This window comes from Sphingobacterium sp. UBA6645 (assembly GCF_002455685.1).
Lineage (GTDB): Bacteria > Bacteroidota > Bacteroidia > Sphingobacteriales > Sphingobacteriaceae > Sphingobacterium > Sphingobacterium hotanense.
Window position 1 is genome coordinate 39,666 of record NZ_DKLH01000084.1, and the last position, 19,784, is coordinate 59,449.

Sequence of the window (19,784 nt, forward strand, 5' to 3'; positions counted from 1 at the left end):
TACTATGTCAGATATTTATATCCTTTCGATAGAAACGGCAACTCCGCTATGCTCCGTGTCATTAGCAAAAAACGGTGTAACCCTACATGAAATAGTAGGCGAGGAGCCCAATATGCATGCGTCTTCCTTAACCTTGTTTATCGATCAGCTGCTTCAAAAAGCATCATTGCAGATGAAGTACCTATCGGCTATTACAGTAAGTAAAGGTCCAGGTTCATACACCGGATTGCGTATCGGCGTTTCTGCGGCCAAGGGATTGTGTTACGCCTTAGATATACCCATGATTGCTAATAATACGCTAGACGCCATGTATCATGGCTTTATGGCAATCTCAGGAGAACTGTCCGATAAGACATTGTTGTTTCCGATGATTGATGCACGACGCCAGGAAGTGTACACGCAGGTGTTGGACTCCCAAGCACAGGTGATTGAATCGACGAAAGCTTTGATTGTTGATGCTACAAGTTTTGACGCCTATTTGGCAGATGGACATCATCTCATCTTCTTTGGTTCTGGCGCAGATAAATTTGATGAGCAGTTCCATGCGAATCCAGCAATCCAAGTTGCATTAGGCTTCGACGCCAAAGCAAGTTTCCAAGACGCCTTATCGTACGAGAAATTCCAAACCGGCGAATTTGAGGATGTTGCTTATTTCGAACCTTATTACCTGAAAGATTTTATGGTCACTGCGCCAAAGAAATCGCCGTTATTATAGCCAGCGTTTTCTTTTGAACCAGATGTAGATAATGATCGAAAGAATGGCCATTCCCGCCATTACATAGGCGTATCCATAATACCATTCGAGTTCCGGCATATGCTTAAAGTTCATGCCATATACGCCCACAATAAAAGTTAACGGCATAAAGAACACCGAGATAATGGTCAGCGTCCGCATGATCTCATTGGTGTGGTTGGACTCTATATTAAAATAGATCGATAGCAATTGCGCCGTATTTTCTCCAATATTCCTATAAAGTGTATTCGTTCTCGAATACAGATCTCTCAAATCTTGCGTATAGATATTCTGGTATTCCGGCATATGAAAATACTCAACGATATCCTTATAAAAGGTCAAAATAATTCGGATAAGGTCGATTTGCCGCTTCAGATAGTACAACTTACGTAAAAAAGGTTTCCTCCGATTATGCAAGAAAACGATTTCCTCATAAAGGTCTAGCTTTGTTGCCAAGCTATTGACCACCAAATTCTCAAAAGATTTTATGGACAAGGATACCAAAGTGTTGATCAGGCTCTTGCTCGATTTGAAACGCTTATTGCCTTTGTCCATATCAATCAGCTCCTGAAGTACAGGGATATCATAGCGATGGGCAGTGATCACAAAATCCTCATCATAGAAAATAGAAATCCTATTCGTTACCTCAATCAGATGATCGGAGTTTTCAGGGAAGTTTTCAGCTATAAAACGGATAATTAAAAAATGGTAAGACTCGAACTCTTCAATTTTAGGCAAATGCCCCGTTTCCAAACAGTCCTTGATAGAGGCATCGTTCAGACTGTACTGGTTCTTTAATTCTGCAAAATCTTCGACCGTAGGATTGCTAATATCAAACCAGTCAAATCCATGTTGCGCCTTGCTCAAAATCTGTTTTACCATAATCAAATGTAGCAAATTGTCGGAACAATGGGAGGGGACATTAGATATTAGATTTTAGACATTAGACGTTACGCTGATCAACAATAGAGCATACATTTTTGAAGAGAAGCAGTTTGTTTTGAACCAAGAAAGGAAGGATTTGAAGATGACCATGATCCTGCCAATCCTTTTATCCTTCCTTTCCTGGTTCAAGACAAATTTTCCCTTCAATCCTTCGCCCTCAACACAACGAACCTTCATCAGCTTAAAACCCTTTCACTTCCCTTTCAAACCCAATACATAACCCAATCAAACCCGCTCGGCAAGGGCTTTGATATGGGTTTGATTAGGCTGATGTTAAGTATTAATCTATCGCATTGTTTGTCTTTCCAGCATCTAATATCTAATGTCTAAAATCTAATGTCTACCAAAAAAGCCGCTAACTCAGTTAGCGGCTTTTTTGGTAGCTAGGGATTTCCAGCTTATTTCTTTTCTGCTGTTTGTGTAGCTTTATATTCGCTGTTAAGGGCGTCGATTACTGTTTTAGTAATGTCAGATGCAGGATCTGCGTAAAGAACAGCAGGATTAGTTTTTGAGTAAGTCAATACGAATTTGTAGCCTTTCTCTTCTGCGTGTTTCTTTAAGTAGTCAGTTACTGTTGTATATACTTTAGTAAACTCTGTGTTTTCGTCTTGTGCGATAGATTGAGAAGCATTTTGATCTAGGCGTTGGATTTCTTGTTGACGTCTAACTAGGCGCTCTTCAGTTGCTTGACGATCTGTCGCGCTCATCGTAGCTGCTTTTTGTTGGTATTCAGCTACTTCGCGTTGGTAAGCTTGACCTTTTGCTTGCAAGTCGTTTTGTGCTTTCTTTACTTTATTTTCAAGTTTCGTACGAATATCTTTAAAGTATTGGTATTGCTCAGAAAGTGAGTCGGAATTTACATAAACGATTTTTTCTTCTTTAGCTTCAGCGACAGCGTTGGTTGTAGTCGTAGTTGCTGCTGGAGTTTTGGTTTCGCTTTGTTGGTTACAAGCCACTACCGATGCTGTAGCGATTAGGCCTAGGGTCAATTTTGCTATTTTATTCATTCTATTGTGTATTTCAATTTTATAAACGACAAACCTAAGATAAAAATTTTAAATATTCTAGTTGTTTAGGTTAAAAGCCGTTAAAAAACTATGTTGATATGTGCAAAAAAAGAGCGTGTTTTTGGGTTTGTTTTTAACGCTTTACGGTTTGATAATTAGCGTAAAATTTCGTATTTTTGAAAGTTAATCAACGTAATTTTAAGGTATTTTCATGAGCGAAGAAAATAAAAATGCATCTACGTATTCAGCAGACAATATTCAGGTATTAGAAGGTCTGGAAGCAGTGCGTAAGCGCCCTTCCATGTACATTGGTGATACCGGTGTTAAAGGTTTACATCACCTGGTATATGAGGTCGTAGATAACTCTATCGACGAAGCTGTTGCGGGATATTGTGATGATATTATTGTCACAATCTATCAAGATAATTCCATCTCTGTTAGTGATAATGGTCGTGGTATCCCTACGGGTATCAACAAGAAAGAAAATAAATCGGCTTTAGAGCTGGTAATGACAGTTTTGCACGCAGGGGGTAAATTCGATAAGGATACGTATAAAGTATCTGGTGGTTTGCACGGGGTGGGTGTATCCTGTGTGAATGCTTTATCGACCAAATTACGTGCAGAAGTACATCGCGAGGGTAAAATCTTTGTGCAGGAATACGCGCAAGGAAAGCCTCAGTTTGATGTTAAAGAGATCGGTACTTCAGAGAAAAACGGAACAATTGTTACGTTCCATCCAGATCCTGAAATCTTTACGACCACTACGGTTTACAACTATGATACATTAGCTAACCGTTTGCGTGAGCTAGCGTTCTTGAATAAAGGAATCCGCTTGACATTGATCGACGAGCGCGAGATTTTAGAAGATGGCAGCTTTAAAAAAGACGAGTTCTTTTCAGAAGGTGGCTTGCAAGAGTTTGTTAAATTCTTGGATGGCAATCGTCAGTCTATTATTTCAGAGCCAATTTACGTAGAAGGTATTAAGCAAGGCGTTCCGGTGGAGCTTTCCTTCCAATATAACGATACCTACTCGGAAAATGTTCACTCTTACGTAAATAACATTAATACGATTGAGGGTGGTTCTCACGTTGCTGGTTTCCGTCGTGGTCTTACACGTACGTTAAAGAAATATGCGGATGATTCGGGTTTATTGAAAAACTTGAAAGTCGATATCCAAGGGGATGACTTCCGCGAAGGGTTGACTGCCGTAATTTCCGTTAAGGTTGCAGAGCCTCAGTTTGAAGGGCAGACCAAGACGAAATTAGGTAACTCCGAAGTAATGGGTGCGGTTGACGTAGCGGTGGGCGAGATTTTAAGTTCTTACTTAGAAGAGAACCCTAAAGAAGCGAAGTTGATCGTTCAGAAGGTTATCGTTGCGGCACAGGCACGTGCTGCTGCCCGCAAAGCACGCGAATTAGTACAGCGTAAAACAGTAATGGGTGGTTCAGGCCTTCCCGGTAAGTTAGCTGACTGTTCGAACAACGATCCGGCAAAATGTGAGTTGTTCCTTGTCGAGGGAGACTCGGCGGGTGGTACCGCAAAACAAGGTCGCGATCGTATGTATCAAGCGATTATGCCACTGCGTGGTAAGATCTTGAATGTAGAGAAAGCAATGGAACACAAGATCTATGAAAATGAAGAGATCAAGAATATGTTCACTGCGCTTGGCGTTAGCATCGGTACTGCCGAAGATTCGAAGGCATTGAATACGGATAAGCTTCGCTACCATAAGGTAATCATCATGACGGATGCCGATGTCGATGGTTCGCACATTGCAACCTTATTATTGACATTCTATTTCCGCTATATGAAGGAATTGATCGAGCGTGGATATGTTTATATCGCAACGCCACCTTTATATATGGTTAAGAAAGGTAAGGAATTTGAATACGCGTGGACCGAAGATCAACGTTTGGCTGCTATACAGCGCCTAAAAGGTGCAGGTAAAGAAGATAGCGTGCATGTTCAACGTTATAAAGGTCTTGGTGAGATGAATGCGGAACAATTATGGGAGACGACAATGGATCCGGAAAGACGTACATTACGCCAAGTTACAATTGAAAATGCGGCAGAATGTGATCGTATCTTCTCTATGTTAATGGGTGATGAAGTTGCTCCGCGTAGAGAATTTATCGAGCGCAATGCCAAATATGCGAAAATTGATATTTAATTTAGCTATTAGATAAACATGAGATTTTAGAAATAAAATCTGTGTAAAGAAGGAGGGAAGTCATTTTTGACTTCCCTTTTTTATATTATTTCGTACTGGACATAAAGGCAATATCCTTGGTCTCGAGTATATGTTTGGAGTAACCGTGTATACTAACATTTATCATCGCCTTGCCTACTTCTTCAAGCGTTAAGAAATAGGAAGGGTTGAATGGGCGGAATAGCGAGAAGATACTGATCAGTGGCTTCAACGCCGATTTCGCATGTTCTGCATCTTTAAATGGCTTCATGAACGCTGGGCGAAAGTTATACACATTGAGCGACAGTTTTTGCAGGTCGTTTTCCGTTTTTCCTTTAACCCGGGCCCACATGGATCTTCCCTGCTCCGAGCTGTCCGTGCCGGCTCCAGATACATAGCAAAACGTCATTCCTGGATTTACCTCCGCTAATAAGCCTGCAAAATTTAAAGTCAGATCGTAAGTCGTTTTTTTATATTCTGGTTCTTTCATGCCGATAGACGAGATGCCTAGGCAGAAAAAGCAGGCATGATAGTTCGCTACCTTCTCTCTGATGCTGGATAAATCGAAAAAATCGCCCAGTAAGATTTCTTCAACTTTGCTGTGCTGGTATCCCGCTGATCTTCTGTTGATGAGGAGAATTTTCTCGACCTGATTATTCTTTAAATGTCCGATGCCAAGAAAAGGAGGTTGATTTGAACGCGATTTTAAACGATAATATCATTGATGAGGAGCAGATCGATGAGGAAGTATTTGGGCAGGTTGAGTTGCTCGAGGAGTTTCGAAAGTCTAGACTTAATCTGAACAAAGCCAGTAGAATTGATTTGGACAAGCTTTTTTTTTCAGTTCTTATAAAATAGAGCAGTTTATAGCTCATCGAGAAAGGGTGGGATATTTTACTTCAGTCTACGAATTGCAGGGGATTAAAGGATTTGATTTAGAAACTATACAGACTGTTTTACCTTTTGTGAAAGTGAGCGAGACTTTAAATCCGGAGTTCGGAAAGATCAATAAAGAGGGGAGTGGTTTCGGGATGGGGAGTTATTTTCGGCAGTTGGAGGAGAAAAAAGGCTTTGGGATAGATGATCCGTTGCGTTCGCGTTATCTAGGTACGCCCGATAAATTTAGGATCCGTGTGCGACAGGAGCACCGAAAGCAATACTATCTTACATTCAATGCGGCCAAGGATGCCGGTGAGCCGTTTTTTGAATTTGCTCAGCGCTATGGATTTGATTATTACTCAGGCTCTCTTCTCGTCAAGGAGAAGGGTATTTTCAAGCGTTTTATCGTTGGAGATTATCACATACAGTTTGGTCAGGGGCTGGCAATCTGGACTGGCGGTCAGTTTGGACGTGGCAACCCCGTGCTACAAGTAGCTAACATCGGTGCAGGCATTCGGCAACATAGTGGGATGCGCGAATCGGGTTTCTTGAGAGGCATGGCATTTACTGTGGAGAAAGGGCGATTTCGGATGACGCCCTATGCGGCATTCAATGAATTAACAGGGACGATTTCTGACAAGTATGGCCGCAGGGTAGTTTCGAGCATTAACAAGTCTGGTTTGCATCGGACGCCTTCGGAACAGCGCAATAAAAACGCGGTGAAACAATGGGTTTATGGTTTAAATTCCGAATATGAAAAGCAGAGCTTTAGGTTAGGTCTAAATTATTTAAGCACCCATTTTAAAGATTACTTTTCGCCGCCCGACCGCGAATATAATGCCTATCGTTTTAGGGGGAAGCAGCTGCAGCAAGGTGGAGCCTCTGCACATCTCAACTGGCGGAATGTTTTTATGTTCGGTGAATCGGCGCATAGTTTGAATGCAGGATGGGGACATTCTTATGGGGCTATCGCGTCTTGGGGTTCAAAGTTCTCAAGTTCGATCGCATATAGAAATTACCAAAGCGATTACCATCAGTTTTATGCTCAGGGATATGGTCGCCTGTCGACGCTAGGAAACGAGGAGGGTATCTATCTAGGTTTGTTATATCACCCTTCGCGTCGCTGGGAATGGGCAAATAGCTTCGACATTCATCAATTTCCTTGACTGCGGTTTAGGGCAAGGTTTCCAAGCAAGGGAATCATGTTCTTTAGTCAGTTGAAAAGAACTTGGTATAAGAAAGGCGAACTTAATTTGCGGTATCAGTATAGATTTTATGAAGAGAATTTTCTCGCTGATTTGAAGATTGTGGATCGATTGGCGGAAGTTCGAAAAGATCACGCGAGAGTGAGTTTTCGGTATCAGCTTTCTAATTCCTGGGAGATTGGGAACCGGGTTGAATTCGTTCAGTTTCTAAAATCCGGCGAGCCGCCTCAGTATGGAATATTGGCGTATCAGGATCTGCAATGGACAGGAATGTCCCACCGTTGGAAAGCAAGCGGTCGATTGATTTATTTTAATATAGATAGCTACAATGCCCGCATCTATAGCTTTGAGAGAGACATGCTTTATTAGTTTTCATTTCCATTTTTCTTCCACCATGGCTGTCGGTTTTATCTTAATCAGCGCTGGAACATCAATAGTCGATGGACGGTCTGGACGAAGTATGGCATTAGCAAATATTTTGATATCGACCATCTAGGTTCCGGTTTGGATCGAATTGAGCAGGATTATAGAAGTGAGATTCGTTTGCAAGTAAGGTTTCGGTGGTGAGTGGGTTTGATTTTAAACTTAACGTATCCAAGGCAAAATGTGTCAAAGCCCTTATTCCTTTCTGTTCGGGGATAGCAATCGCTTATTTCTCCACTGTTGAACAGATTGCTGTTCATTATGGAATTGTATACCTGACTGGATTTTTACCAATTCTCTTTCTTGTAAAGAACAGCGTGAAGAGTTATCTGATTTCCGCTTACCTTTCTCTCTGTTTTCTCCTGTTTGGAATCCAAATGACGTTCAATCGCCTACCGATGTTGGATGAGGAACTTCGCGCCACAGAACAATTGTGGGTCGCCCTAGTCGATGAATCTCCTGTGGAGCGAGATAAGATTTATCGGATGACATTGAAAGTGATTGGGCGGTTTGAAAATAAAGATTTCCAAGAACTGAACCAATCGCCATTAGTCCAGGGACTGTTGTGGAAGGATAGCACCTTATCGGTGTCTTTTGGCTTGGGCGATACTTTACTGATTCGAGGGAAAATAACAGAAACCACAACCGTACGGAATCCGCATGCATTCGATTATTCAGCTTATTTGAAAAGTCAGGGTATACAGTATCAGATTTGGTTTGGTGCGAAATCCTTTCGGACTGTAGCTAGGGAGAAGGGGATGAATCTGTCGCTATTGCTTGAAAACAATAGACAATTGCTTAACGATCGCTTTCATCAGTATATCCCCGAACAGAGTTATACCGCTTTGGCATCAGCGATTACATTCGGATACAGAGCGGAGCTCAGTAATGAGTTGATGCAGACCTTCTCAAAAACAGGTACTATTCACATTTTGAGTGTGTCTGGCATGCATGTCGCCATCGTATGCGCAGTGATCACATTTGTGTTATCGCCTTTGCGGTTCGTGAGAAGAACAAGGCTATTAGGTATTTGGATTTCCTTGGGTTTCATCTGGCTTTTCGCTATCTGTTGCGGTCTTGGTCCCGCTGTTCTGCGAGCAACGGTTATGTTCAGTTTATATCTCTTCTCCCTTGTGCTAAGAAGAGATCTGATTGGCTTAAACTCACTAGCGGGATCTGCGTTAATATTGCTTTGTATTAATCCCCTAATGTTGTTGGATATGGGGTTTCAGCTGTCTTACTTAGCCGTATTCGGAATTATGACCATGATGCCGATATTACAGCGTATGTATTATTCTTATAAGATTGGAATACGGCAGTCGCTGGATTTACTGTATATGAGTATTGCCGCTCAGGTAAGTACAACATCGTTAGCACTGTTTTTTTTCATCAATTCCCGACCTATTTCTTGCTAGGGAATTTCATTATGGCCATCCCATCGAGTATTATTATGGTTGGTGGTATTATATTGATGTTATGCCCTATTGATTTTGTTAATGAACTTGTTGGGATTGTCCTTCAAAATACGATAGCATTAAGTTATGCGGCATTGCGACGGGTGGAGGCTTTACCTTTCTCATCTATTCAAGGTATTTATTGGAGTTGGCAAGAGATGGTACTGACCCATATCATCTTGCTTGGCCTATTGATCGCCTTCCGATTCAAGGAAAGGTTATTGCTGTGGATAAGTATGCTTTGTTTATTGATGTTCATCTGTTATGAAGTTAGAAAGGAAATAGCACTCCAGTCTTATGTTGGATTACGGTTCTACCAGCTGGGAAGAGAGTTCGCGATTGCTTCTATCAACGAAGGCACGGTAAACGTCTATAGCTCCGCGGATTCTTTATATCAGAAAAATATACAGTTTACTATACATAACGACATTTCGCGATTTTCAGAGATACAAGATGTATTCTTTATGAATATGTCGAAGGATAGTAACTCTGTCATCCTCCAGAATGCTGTGGAAATGATAGCGATCTGTAATAAAGCCTGTACGTCGGATGCTGCCTTCATTTTATTGCGAAACAATGTTTCACTGACGAACTCTGATAACCATAGTTTTATTATTCTGGATGCTAGCAATTCTTGGTCTTTCATCAATAAAAAGAATAAGGAATTAGATTCTCTTGGACGACCTTACTATATTTTGAAAGAGAATTTTGCGTATGTTTGGGACAATTAGCAATGGAAAAAACGAGCCTTTCTATATTAAAACAATATTGGGGATATGAGAAGTTTCGACCTCTACAGGAAGAGATTATCCATGAAGTATTGCTCGGAAAGGACACGCTTGCGTTGATGCCTACCGGCGGCGGTAAATCCCTTTGCTTTCAAGTTCCTAGTTTGTTGAGCGACGGTATCTGTATTGTGATCAGCCCCTTGATCGCTCTTATGAAAGATCAAGTGGAAAATCTACGCAAAAGGAATATTCCTGCAATCGCTATATTCTCAGGGATGTCAGCAAGGGAGGTTGATATTGCGCTTGACAACTGCATCTTTGGCAATATCAAGTTCTTATATCTTGCACCTGAACGTCTATATTCAGACTTAGTGCAGGAGAGAATCCGCCACATGAAAGTGAATCTGTTTGCTATCGATGAAGCCCATTGTATCTCGCAATGGGGATACGACTTCCGGCCTTCCTACCTCGAGTTAATCCAGCTCAGAGAACTACACAGCAATGTGCCTTTTTTAGCATTAACAGCAACTGCCACTCCTCGCGTTGTAACAGATATCCAAGAAAAGCTGGGTTTTAAAGAGGAGAATGTTCTCTCTAAGAGTTTTAGACGCGAAAACCTCGGATATATGGTGTTCAACGAAGAGAACAAGATGGGGAGGATGCTGCGGGTGATAAAGAAGATGGGGGGAACTGGAATCGTCTATGTACGGAATAGACGGGAAACTCAGGAGGTTGCCCGTTACTTACTCAATCATGGCGTCCCGGCAGACTTTTATCATGCTGGGTTAGAGATGTCCGTCCGAAACAAAAAGCAGGAGGATTGGACAAAGAATCACACTAGAGTTATTGTTGCTACCAACGCCTTTGGGATGGGGATCGACAAAGCCGATGTGCGATTTGTTATCCATCTTGATATTCCAGATTCTTTAGAAGCCTACTATCAAGAGGCTGGGCGTGCCGGAAGGGATGAGAAAAAGGCCTATCCGGTTTTGCTGTATCAGCAAGCTGATCGAGATGACCTTTGGGAAAATATCGAATCTAGTTTTCCTGATTTTGCCTTCATTCAACACTGCTATCATTACTTATGTAATCATTTCCAGATTGCCATTGGCGCGGGACAAGGGTTGACATTTGATTTTGATGTAGTAGATTTTTCAAAGAAGTATAAGCTTGAATTAGCAAAGACCCTTAGTGCGCTGAAGTTCTTAGAACGGGATAAGTGGCTGAGCCTGTCGGAAGCGGTATATATCCCGGCTCGTTTTAAGTTCGAAGTCGGCTTTCAAGAACTATATAAGTTTCAGGTAAGCAGCGTTGCTTATGATAACCTAGTGAAGGCTATTCTAAGACTTTACGGGGGAGTATTCGACTATTTTGTTCCTATCAATGAGTTCGAACTAGCGCGTAAGGTCGGGAAATCTGTTGATGAGGTCATCCATATGCTAAAGATGATGCAGCAATATGAAATGGGAACTTATCTGGGTAAGACTGATAAACCGCAATTACAATTCCTTCAAGCAAGAGTTGATTATAAGAACTTGTATATCGATATGCAATTTATTGCGGCTCGGAAGGCTTTTAAGCAAGAACAAGTGAAGGCGATTTACCATTATTTGGATACCAAAGATTGTCGCAGCATTGCCCTTCAGCAATATTTCGGAGAGGACACAAAGGAGCCATGCGGAGTGTGTGATCTATGCGTGACGAGAGATTTTCGTAAGAATGAACATAAAAAAATTGTGAAGGAGATTCAGCAGGTATTGCTTTCTCGCGCAATGACGCTGCATGAATTGATCGACACATTAACTGTTGGGAAAGAAGATAGGCGTTTGGAAGTTCTTCGCGAATTGCTGGATACCGAGCAGGTATTACTAAAAGATAATCTTTATTCTTGGCCTGTATTCTAAGCCTAAGCTTCCTACTCTTTATTTCGATAACTGTCTAAATATCATATAAAAATGTACTTAAGCGCATTTTTTTTGATATAAAAAAAATGATACCTTTAAAGTAAACCAAATAGACTTTATATGGAACAATTTATCATTTATCTACCTGCAGTGCTCGCTGTTCTGGGGTTACTGTTCATGCTTTCGAAAGCGAGTTGGGTTGGGAAGCAGGATGCGGGAGAAAGCCGAATGCAATTTATCTCGAAGAGTATCCAAGAAGGGGCGATGGCCTTCTTAAAAGCGGAGTACCGAATTCTTTTAATTTTCGTAGTTATTGCGTCGGTAGCTTTATTCGTCGTATCAACCTTAGTGGAGACAACACATTGGATTATTGTTGTTGCTTTCATCTTTGGCGCCTTTTTCTCAGCCTTAGCTGGAAACATAGGTATGCGTATTGCGACAAAAGCGAATGTGCGGACCACGCAAGCCGCTCGTACTTCATTGCCACAGGCATTGAAGGTGTCTTTTACAGGTGGAACTGTCATGGGGCTTGGTGTTGCTGGATTGGCAGTATTAGGACTCAGTATCTTTTTCCTTTTGTTCCTTAAAATGTTTGTTACCAATACCTCGACCTTCTATAACGAGATGACCGTCGTATTGGAGGCTCTGGCTGGGTTCTCCCTAGGAGCGGAATCCATTGCTTTATTCGCTCGTGTCGGCGGTGGTATCTATACCAAGGCTGCCGATGTAGGTGCAGATTTAGTGGGTAAGGTAGAAGCAGGTATCCCAGAAGATGATCCGCGTAATCCGGCTACCATTGCGGATAACGTAGGAGATAATGTGGGAGACGTTGCAGGTATGGGAGCCGATCTATTCGGGTCATACGTTGCTACGGTTCTCGCATCCATGGTTCTTGGTAATTATATCATCAAGGACATGTCGGAAGCTACCGGCACTGCATATACAGATGCTTTTAATGGCATGGGGCCTATTCTTTTACCTATCGTAATTGCAGGAGTTGGTATTCTCGCCTCCATCATCGGAACCTTTTTGGTGAAGGTTAGCAGCAATGATGCGAAAGAAGCGCAGGTGCAAAGAGCATTGAATACAGGGAACTGGGCATCGATTATTTTAACAGTTATCGCATGTTTCTTCCTCATTCAATATATGCTTCCAGAGACTATTCACATGAAGTTCTTTGGAGAAGGGTTTAAAGAAATTGCAAGAATGAATGTTTTCTACTCCACTATTGTAGGACTTGCGGTGGGAGGGTTGATTTCATCTTTCACTGAGTATTATACAGGTTTGGGTAAAAAGCCAGTTCTAAATATTGTTCAAAACTCATCTACCGGTGCAGCTACCAATATTATAGCTGGTCTCGCGACCGGTATGAAATCTACATTCTCATCCGTATTATTATTTGCATTAGCTATCTGGGGATCTTACGAATTAGCAGGATTCTATGGCGTAGCAATCGCGGCGTCAGCTATGATGGCAACGACGGCAATGCAGTTAGCTATCGATGCTTTCGGTCCGATAGCAGATAATGCTGGTGGTATTGCGGAGATGAGCGAACTTCCGAAGGAAGTGCGTCAGCGCACCGACGTATTAGACTCCGTAGGTAATACCACGGCAGCAGTCGGTAAGGGATTCGCAATCGCATCCGCAGCATTGACAGCGCTAGCGCTTTTTGCAGCCTATGTCACTTTTACAGGAATCGACGGTATCAATATCTTTAAAGCGGATGTATTAGCCGCCTTGTTTATTGGTGGGATGATTCCAGTAGTGTTCTCTGCGCTTGCGATGCAATCGGTGGGTAAAGCCGCGATGGACATGGTGAACGAAGTTAGACGTCAGTTCCGCGAAATTCCAGGGATTTTGGAAGGAACAGGACAACCAGAATATGGTAAATGTGTAGATATCTCGACCAAAGCAGCATTGCGCGAAATGATGTTGCCAGGCGCTATCACTATTATTACACCTATTATCGTAGGTTTTGTGATGGGAGCGGAAGCTCTGGGTGCTTATATGGCGGGTGTTGCGGTATCAGGAGTGCTTTGGGCTATCTTCCAAAACAACGCTGGTGGTGCTTGGGACAACGCGAAGAAATCCTTCGAAGCCGGCGTAATGATCAATGGCGAGATGACTTTCAAAGGTTCTGATGCTCATAAAGCAGCAGTAACCGGAGATACGGTAGGCGATCCATTTAAAGATACTTCAGGTCCATCCATGAACATCTTGATTAAATTAACCTGTCTGGTAGGTTTGGTGATTGCCCCAATCTTGGGAGGACATCATATTGCTGAACAGGCTAAAAAGCAAAAACAAGAAGTTAAGGAAAAGGTAATTGTGATGAAGGAAACCAATAAGGAAATACAATAGTAAGTACTTATTAACAATTCTTTGCATACACTTGGGTAATCCACGAATGTTCATCGGATTGAAGACTTACTAATAAATAATAAAGGCCACCCATCGGGCGGCCTTTGCTTTTATATGCTATTCGACAATCGTAAGCTTCACATTCGCTGATCGGGCATTCACGGTCGGGTCGTACATACATTCAATGCTACTTAGACCCGAGTTGAACAAACCGATATTATTGGCTTTTACCTCATACTCATATTCTCGCGTTCCTTTCGGCAGATAATCGAAGAAGTAGTTTGTAGAGGCATCCTTCAACGTGAAGTAGAAACTTCCGCGCCATTGGTATCCCGAAGGTCTGTACACCGGTTCGACGCCAGCAGGTCGGCTATCTTTCAGATGTACATATTGCAAAGGTTTATCATTTACTACCGTAATCTTAACCTTGATCCGCTCGCCTAGCTTCGCTTCTTTCGTTTCCACCCATTTGCCGTTGCGCTCCACCAAATATTGCTTGCTCACGCGCAACTCATTCGTATTCGCTTTGACTTGTTCAACAGGAATGAAATACTGATGATAAACACCACCATAAATTGTTCTATCGTTGTTATTCGCAATCTGAATAGTCTTGTTCGACGTTAATTCCGAAACGCTGAATGTCTTGCTGACCTGTCCCAAGACTGCATTATTCATCTCGGCAGTTTTTCCATCAACCAATACATTGACCGTATTTTCCATGGCGAAGTCTTTCGGATTGTTCGCATAGAGCAGAGCATAAATCGCATCCACTGTCATCCAGGTACTTCTCCAAGAGTTAGCCTCTTTCTTATAATATAGCCATTGCGTAATATCCATCAGCTTGCTCGGGTCGTAGCTCTTAAAAGCTTCCACTAGATAGGTATGCAAACTAACGCTATTATAGTGCTCATTCGATGGCCAATAAGTCCCTTTGCCTTTGTCGAAAATTGCCTCCTGCTGAATTCTATTTTTAAGCTCATTCGCTTCTTTGCCTGAACCATATAGTTGGTTAACAATCCAAGCCTTCGCAGCTAGGCCTGCCGGACCTGTAGCCGTAATGATAGGAGCGCTGGCAATCTTCTTATTCAATTTATCGGAAGTCTCCTTAGAAAGCTTGAAATAACCATTCCAGAAATGACGCGCATATAGATAATCTAAGGCAAGTTCAGCTGACGCTTTTTCCTTATAAATATTGCTGTCTGCGTCCAAATAAATTGTCAATCGCTTCATCTGATCTTGAACCGGTGCATTAATCAATGATTTATCAAGATAAAGAACTTTACCGAACACCTCTAAGATCCGGATGGAGATCTGCGTATTGGAGTTTCCGCCCTCGAACCAAGGGAAGGCACCATTAGCCAACTGCGCTTTCGCCAATTTACTTTCCAGTTGCTTCAACTCAGCATCTATGTTTGAATTGAATAGCTCGGCTAGTGCCTGCAACTTTTTCTCATCGCCTTGAATATCGCGCAGCCAAGGCATTTCTTGCATCTTCAACTCGTTCAAGCTCGCATTCTCTTCCAGTCTGCTCTTCGTTTCTTTCGCTTTGATCTCTTTGAAATAGTCGACAATCGCAGGATAGTGATTGCCAATATACTGTACCATCTTCAACCCAAACCAGCGGCTGCTGCTCTGCTCGGTACATTCATAAGGGTAATGGTTCAAATAATCTAGTGCGGATATGATCTCCAAAATCGGATTGCTCTGCACCTGTACCTTCGCCATCAAGTTCTCTTTCGCAGCACTTTCCAGCTTAAATTCTTTCGCCTCATTTGCTTTAAGTAAGACTTTCTCGCTCTCCAAGATCAAGACTTTGTTTGGCAATACCGCCAACTCTTGAATCTCTCCATCGGAGAATTCAGCCGATGCAGCTACTATTTTTACCTGAATGGTCGGGTAGCTAGCAGGAACTTTAACACGCCATTCTACAATTTGGTTATTCTTTTTCGCCAACACGAAAGACTTCATAGCATCCTCCTGCAAGAATTCTTTCGTCACATCGCTATTGTCGACCGGGTTGATCAACTGGATCTTCGCCTGCCCATCTTGCTGCTTTTCCGATAGATTCTGAACTTGCGCTTTGATGGTCATTTCATCGCCTTCGCGGAAATAACGCGGAAGATTCGGACGAACCATGAGCTCTTTTTGCGTCTGTGTATAGAAGCTAGCTGTACCAGCCTCTAAATTCTTACCATGCGCAAATAACAGGAGCTTCCATTGTGTTAATGCTTCCGGAGAGTCGAACTCAAAGGAAACATTGCCTTCCGCATCGCTATATAATGTAGGGTAGAAGAAAGCCGTTTCTTGTAGATTTGTGCGAGCTTTAACCTGATCGAGATCTTCTACCTTTTTAGGGCCAAATTCACCAAGAGGGGCAACCGGTGCATAATTGCTATCAAAACTTACAACCACCTCTTCAACTACATTTTCGGTGTTTAGAGACCTGCTCATACTTTTGTATGATCTACCTTCTACTCCTTTTGTCGTTCCCATTATCGCGCCCTCCGATAAATAGACTGCAGGACTTGGGAATGGCAGAAACTCCCCTTGCCAGAAATTATAATTCTGAATAGTTGGCAAAGAATTGAAGTAGTATGGGTAAGCGAATTGATCTGGAAATTCGTCAGTTTGATAATTCAACATGTCAAAACCTTGCTGAATGTGGTCATAGTCATTATTATAATAAGCATAGGCCATTCGGAATGTTGATGGATAATATAGGCTAGCAAATTGATCCAGTGAGGCATCATACATGCTTGCTAAAATTTCCGTTTCTAGCTTTTTGTTGCTTGAGGATAGCGTAAAGCTCCATTTCTCTTTCATCCCCGGTGTAATCTTATCCCTAAACGATGCGGTTTTGATCACAATGGTTTTTTCGGTTCTTTTAACCTCTACAGGAACTTCCTGATAGCTTAACTGATTATCCACTATAAACAAAGCTCTCCATCTTAATGGTACTACGAGCGCATTTTCATCAAGTGTAAACGAGTAGCTTGCTTTTCCATCCTTTAATGCCAAATGAATTGGCGATCTCATCTTATCACCTGATAGTGAAAGAAGAACGACGTTCTTTGCATCCTGTTTCTTCGATTCTACATGTATGGTAACTTTATCGCCTGTATTGTAAACTGGCTTGTCCGTATATACAGTGAAGAAGGTTTTGTCGGAATGGCTTTTCGTTTCCTCATCAACCACAAAAATGGTTCGTTCCGCTTTTATGCTATCTGCGTCGGGCTTACTGCTCGCGACAATTCGGTAAATGCCCTTTTTGAACAGCTGGCTATCGATTCGAACTAAGTTGGTATCCGCAGTATTAAATTCATATGTAGCGACCAATTCCTGTCGAACCTCCTTGTTCAATACGCTCTTCTCGAAATAGTGAGGGAAATAGCGCTCATAATCTGCATAACTTAAAACCAGACGCTCGACTTCGTTAAAATACTGGATAAATTTATCAGAGATTACTTTATCGGGACCAGTAGTCTTGTAAATCTTCACGGTGCCCTTCATGGGAAGAAATTGATTGTTCGGATTTGTACTGTTGATCTTGATCTCCTTCCATTTTCCTTCAATAGCCGGCGATGCAACTTCAATGGCTAAATTCCAAGGCTTGTCCGCGTAGGTATATGCTGCTGATATCGACTGCATTTCGCCAGTTTGGTTAACGACCTCTACCGTATAAGAAAGCGTAAAGTTCGTTAGCTCGGCCAAAGCGGTATCCATTAAAGGAATTTTAAATTCAAAATTCCCGTGCTCGTCGGTAAACGTACTGGTATCGGCTATTTCAAATTGTCGATATCGTCGTTGATATGAGCTAACTTGTACCTTATATTTAACCTCCGCATCGATCAATGGAGCTCCCGAAAGCATTGCTGCATTTCCTTTGAAAACGGCAGTGTCTTTTTTGCTGTAGGTCTCTTTATTGGTGTCTAGCGTAACTTTAAACGTTGGACGCTTGTACTCTTCGACACGAACGTATTGCTGACCGAAATCTTCACCTTTGTTTCCTATCCTGATCATGAACTGACCGTTCAATGTACTCGTCGGAATATTCAATTTGCCGTGAACAGAGCCAAAGGCATTCGTCGCTAACCTAAGGGAATCGACTACTTGCGAATTAGCGTCTAACAGCGATATTTCTACCTTCATGTCTTCCTGCGTTCGGCCTTTTCGTGGGTTGTCGTTATACACGATTGCTTTGAACTGAACTTCCTGTCCTGGTCGATATATCGCTCGGTCGGTCAATATCGTAGCTCTTGTTTGTGAGTCTTCATCCTGATCATCTTCACTTTCCTCGAATCCATCACTACCATATTGAAGCGAATGGATGTCGATAAATTGACGCTCTTCGGGGATATAAAACACATAGTCTTTGAGTCTCATCGTATTGACTGACGCTTTGGTTGAATAATCAATTAAACCGTTTTTGTCTGTTTTGAATTGTTTATATAGCTTAGCTTGTTTATCGACAATATCATAAAACGCCAATTCTTTATTTGCATAAGGAAGGCCCGTTTTTTTGTCCAGTAAGAGCGCTTGCATTTTCCGTATTTCATAAGTACCCAACATTTCCACATTAGAAATATCTAAATCGCTGATTTGTATGCTGGTGCTAACAACTTTTGAGAGAACACCATCATCTTTAAATTCAGCATTATTGGAGTAGAGTAGGATATACTTTCCAAAGGGCAGCGGATTGATTTTATAAATCGTCGAATGGCCTTTGAAATCATTGGATGCTTTCAAATCCAACTGGTCTTCATAAACCACCGTCGAATTTACAGTCACTAGATTTGATAAACTGTCTCGATTAACTTTATAATCTGTTAAGTCCTTTGGCGAATAGTAGGCTTGATAGACGCGAATGTATAAAGTATCCAAATTTTTGTAATTCAATTTAAAAGGAGTGTACCATTCGGATGGTTCATACTTTTTATGGCTGATCCAAATCTCCGGGCGAAGGATCTCATTTTCTAAATTCTTTACCGAATTGATCCATTTGCTCTTCGGATACTCTTCTTTCGCTTTCTTAATAATTTGTAGCGCTTCTGTATGCCTTTGTTCTGATTTGTACGCACTGGCCAGCTCAAAATAGAGGTAGGCATTGTAATCGCTTTTATTGCTTTCAATTATTTTATAGTAAGCATCGGCTTGTTTTTTTAACGTTATAAACTTTGAACGATCCAATTGCGCTGATAATAAATAAGAGATTGCATCTGCCGATTTCGAAGTCCTACTTCGCTGCAAAAGATCCTCGACTAATTGCGCCCTTTGTTTTGGATTTGGGGAGTTACTTAAATTCAAAAATGAAATATAGAAATAACCGAGATAATGGTACATCGTCGGGCTAAGGGATATATTTTCTGTGTCAGCGAAGATCGCCGCCCATTTCGAAAGGTTCTCCTGAGCCAGTTCCTGCTTGTTTTTCAAAGAGCTTGCATATAGCGAATCGATGAAGAGCATGCGTTCTTTACGACTGATTTTCAAAAAAGCATTCTTTGGCTCGCTATAATTTAGATAAAGCATGGATTGCAGATACTGCGCATAAAAATTAGTCAACACACTCTTGACCAATACGCTCTTGCTCGCTGCAATATTCTTTTCAAAATAAGCCTGCCCTTGTTCAAAAAACTTCTCTTCATCGTTGTTTATCCTATACACATTAGACTCGGCAAGGAAAGCCTTCACAAACATTGGATCATCCTTATGTTTTAGCGCATAGGCCTTGATATCCGCAAGCAAAGGTTTTGTTTGTTCGTAATTCTTTATGGAGATCAATCGATCTATTTCTTTCCATTTATCCATAATTGCAGAAGTTTCCTGTTTAGTTTGTCCCCATAGCAATGCTGGAATCAGCATGAGAACAAGTGAATAAAGTCGTTTCATATTGGTTTGTTTTGCGTACCGGTAAGCCATATTGAAAGTTTTACCTAACAGATGCAATATAGCATAGAATT

General features: G+C 41.7%; 12 protein-coding genes. 8 read left to right on the forward strand and 4 right to left on the reverse strand.

Annotation, left to right across the window (positions count from 1 at the left end):
* Positions 1–4 precede the first annotated feature (4 nt).
* Complete coding sequence (tsaB, locus tag B2400_RS14905; RefSeq protein ID WP_293934594.1) at positions 5–715, forward strand: tRNA (adenosine(37)-N6)-threonylcarbamoyltransferase complex dimerization subunit type 1 TsaB; 711 nt, start codon at positions 5–7, stop codon at positions 713–715.
* Here tsaB and B2400_RS14910 read toward each other — a convergent pair.
* Together B2400_RS14910 and B2400_RS14915 are read right to left on the reverse strand one after the other, a co-directional pair.
* The gene (locus B2400_RS14910; RefSeq protein WP_149525113.1) at positions 710–1,615 is read right to left on the reverse strand and encodes a CorA family divalent cation transporter; all 906 of its coding nucleotides are present in this window, start codon (positions 1,613–1,615) and stop codon (positions 710–712) included. The two genes, tsaB and B2400_RS14910, sit on opposite strands and share 6 nt — an antisense overlap.
* A gap of 461 nt (positions 1,616–2,076) precedes the next feature.
* Positions 2,077–2,685 carry an OmpH family outer membrane protein gene (locus B2400_RS14915; RefSeq protein WP_149525114.1) on the reverse strand — a complete coding sequence of 203 codons (609 nt, stop codon included), beginning with the start codon at positions 2,683–2,685 and terminating at the stop codon, positions 2,077–2,079.
* A 211-nt stretch (positions 2,686–2,896) separates the two neighbouring features.
* Here B2400_RS14915 and gyrB point away from each other — a divergent pair, with 211 nt between their 5' ends.
* On the forward strand, positions 2,897–4,855 hold the full coding sequence (gyrB, locus tag B2400_RS14920; protein WP_149525115.1) for a DNA topoisomerase (ATP-hydrolyzing) subunit B: 1,959 nt from the start codon (positions 2,897–2,899) through the stop codon (positions 4,853–4,855).
* 85 nt (positions 4,856–4,940) lie between these two features.
* On the opposite strand, the gene B2400_RS14925 is transcribed toward gyrB, so the two are convergent.
* Positions 4,941–5,363, reverse strand: coding sequence for a nucleoside-diphosphate sugar epimerase (locus B2400_RS14925; RefSeq protein WP_246172466.1), 423 nt, complete (start codon positions 5,361–5,363; stop codon positions 4,941–4,943).
* A gap of 394 nt (positions 5,364–5,757) precedes the next feature.
* Here B2400_RS14925 and B2400_RS14930 point away from each other — a divergent pair, with 394 nt between their 5' ends.
* The 6 genes from B2400_RS14930 (at position 5,758) to B2400_RS14955 (ending at position 13,827) form a co-directional block, all read left to right on the forward strand.
* Positions 5,758–6,918 carry a hypothetical protein gene (locus tag B2400_RS14930; RefSeq protein WP_293934600.1) on the forward strand — a complete coding sequence of 387 codons (1,161 nt, stop codon included), beginning with the start codon at positions 5,758–5,760 and terminating at the stop codon, positions 6,916–6,918.
* A 36-nt stretch (positions 6,919–6,954) separates the two neighbouring features.
* Positions 6,955–7,326, forward strand: a complete 372-nt coding sequence (locus B2400_RS14935) for a hypothetical protein (protein ID WP_293934602.1) — start codon at positions 6,955–6,957, stop codon at positions 7,324–7,326.
* 194 nt (positions 7,327–7,520) lie between these two features.
* Entirely contained in the window at positions 7,521–8,795 is a 1,275-nt protein-coding gene (locus B2400_RS14940; RefSeq protein ID WP_293934603.1) for a ComEC/Rec2 family competence protein, read from the forward strand.
* Positions 8,796–8,806: 11 nt separating this feature from the next.
* A complete protein-coding gene (locus B2400_RS14945; protein ID WP_293934605.1) occupies positions 8,807–9,565 on the forward strand; it encodes a hypothetical protein in 759 nt (252 codons plus the stop codon).
* Between the two features lie 2 nt (positions 9,566–9,567).
* Positions 9,568–11,466, forward strand: coding sequence for a RecQ family ATP-dependent DNA helicase (locus B2400_RS14950; protein WP_293934607.1), 1,899 nt, complete (start codon positions 9,568–9,570; stop codon positions 11,464–11,466).
* A 120-nt stretch (positions 11,467–11,586) separates the two neighbouring features.
* Complete coding sequence (locus B2400_RS14955) at positions 11,587–13,827, forward strand: sodium-translocating pyrophosphatase (protein WP_149525120.1); 2,241 nt, start codon at positions 11,587–11,589, stop codon at positions 13,825–13,827.
* A 117-nt stretch (positions 13,828–13,944) separates the two neighbouring features.
* Here B2400_RS14955 and B2400_RS14960 read toward each other — a convergent pair whose 3' ends face one another.
* Positions 13,945–19,713: an alpha-2-macroglobulin family protein gene (locus tag B2400_RS14960; protein ID WP_293934609.1), complete on the reverse strand. Its 5,769-nt coding sequence runs from the start codon at positions 19,711–19,713 to the stop codon at positions 13,945–13,947.
* Between the last annotated feature and the right edge of the window lie 71 nt (positions 19,714–19,784).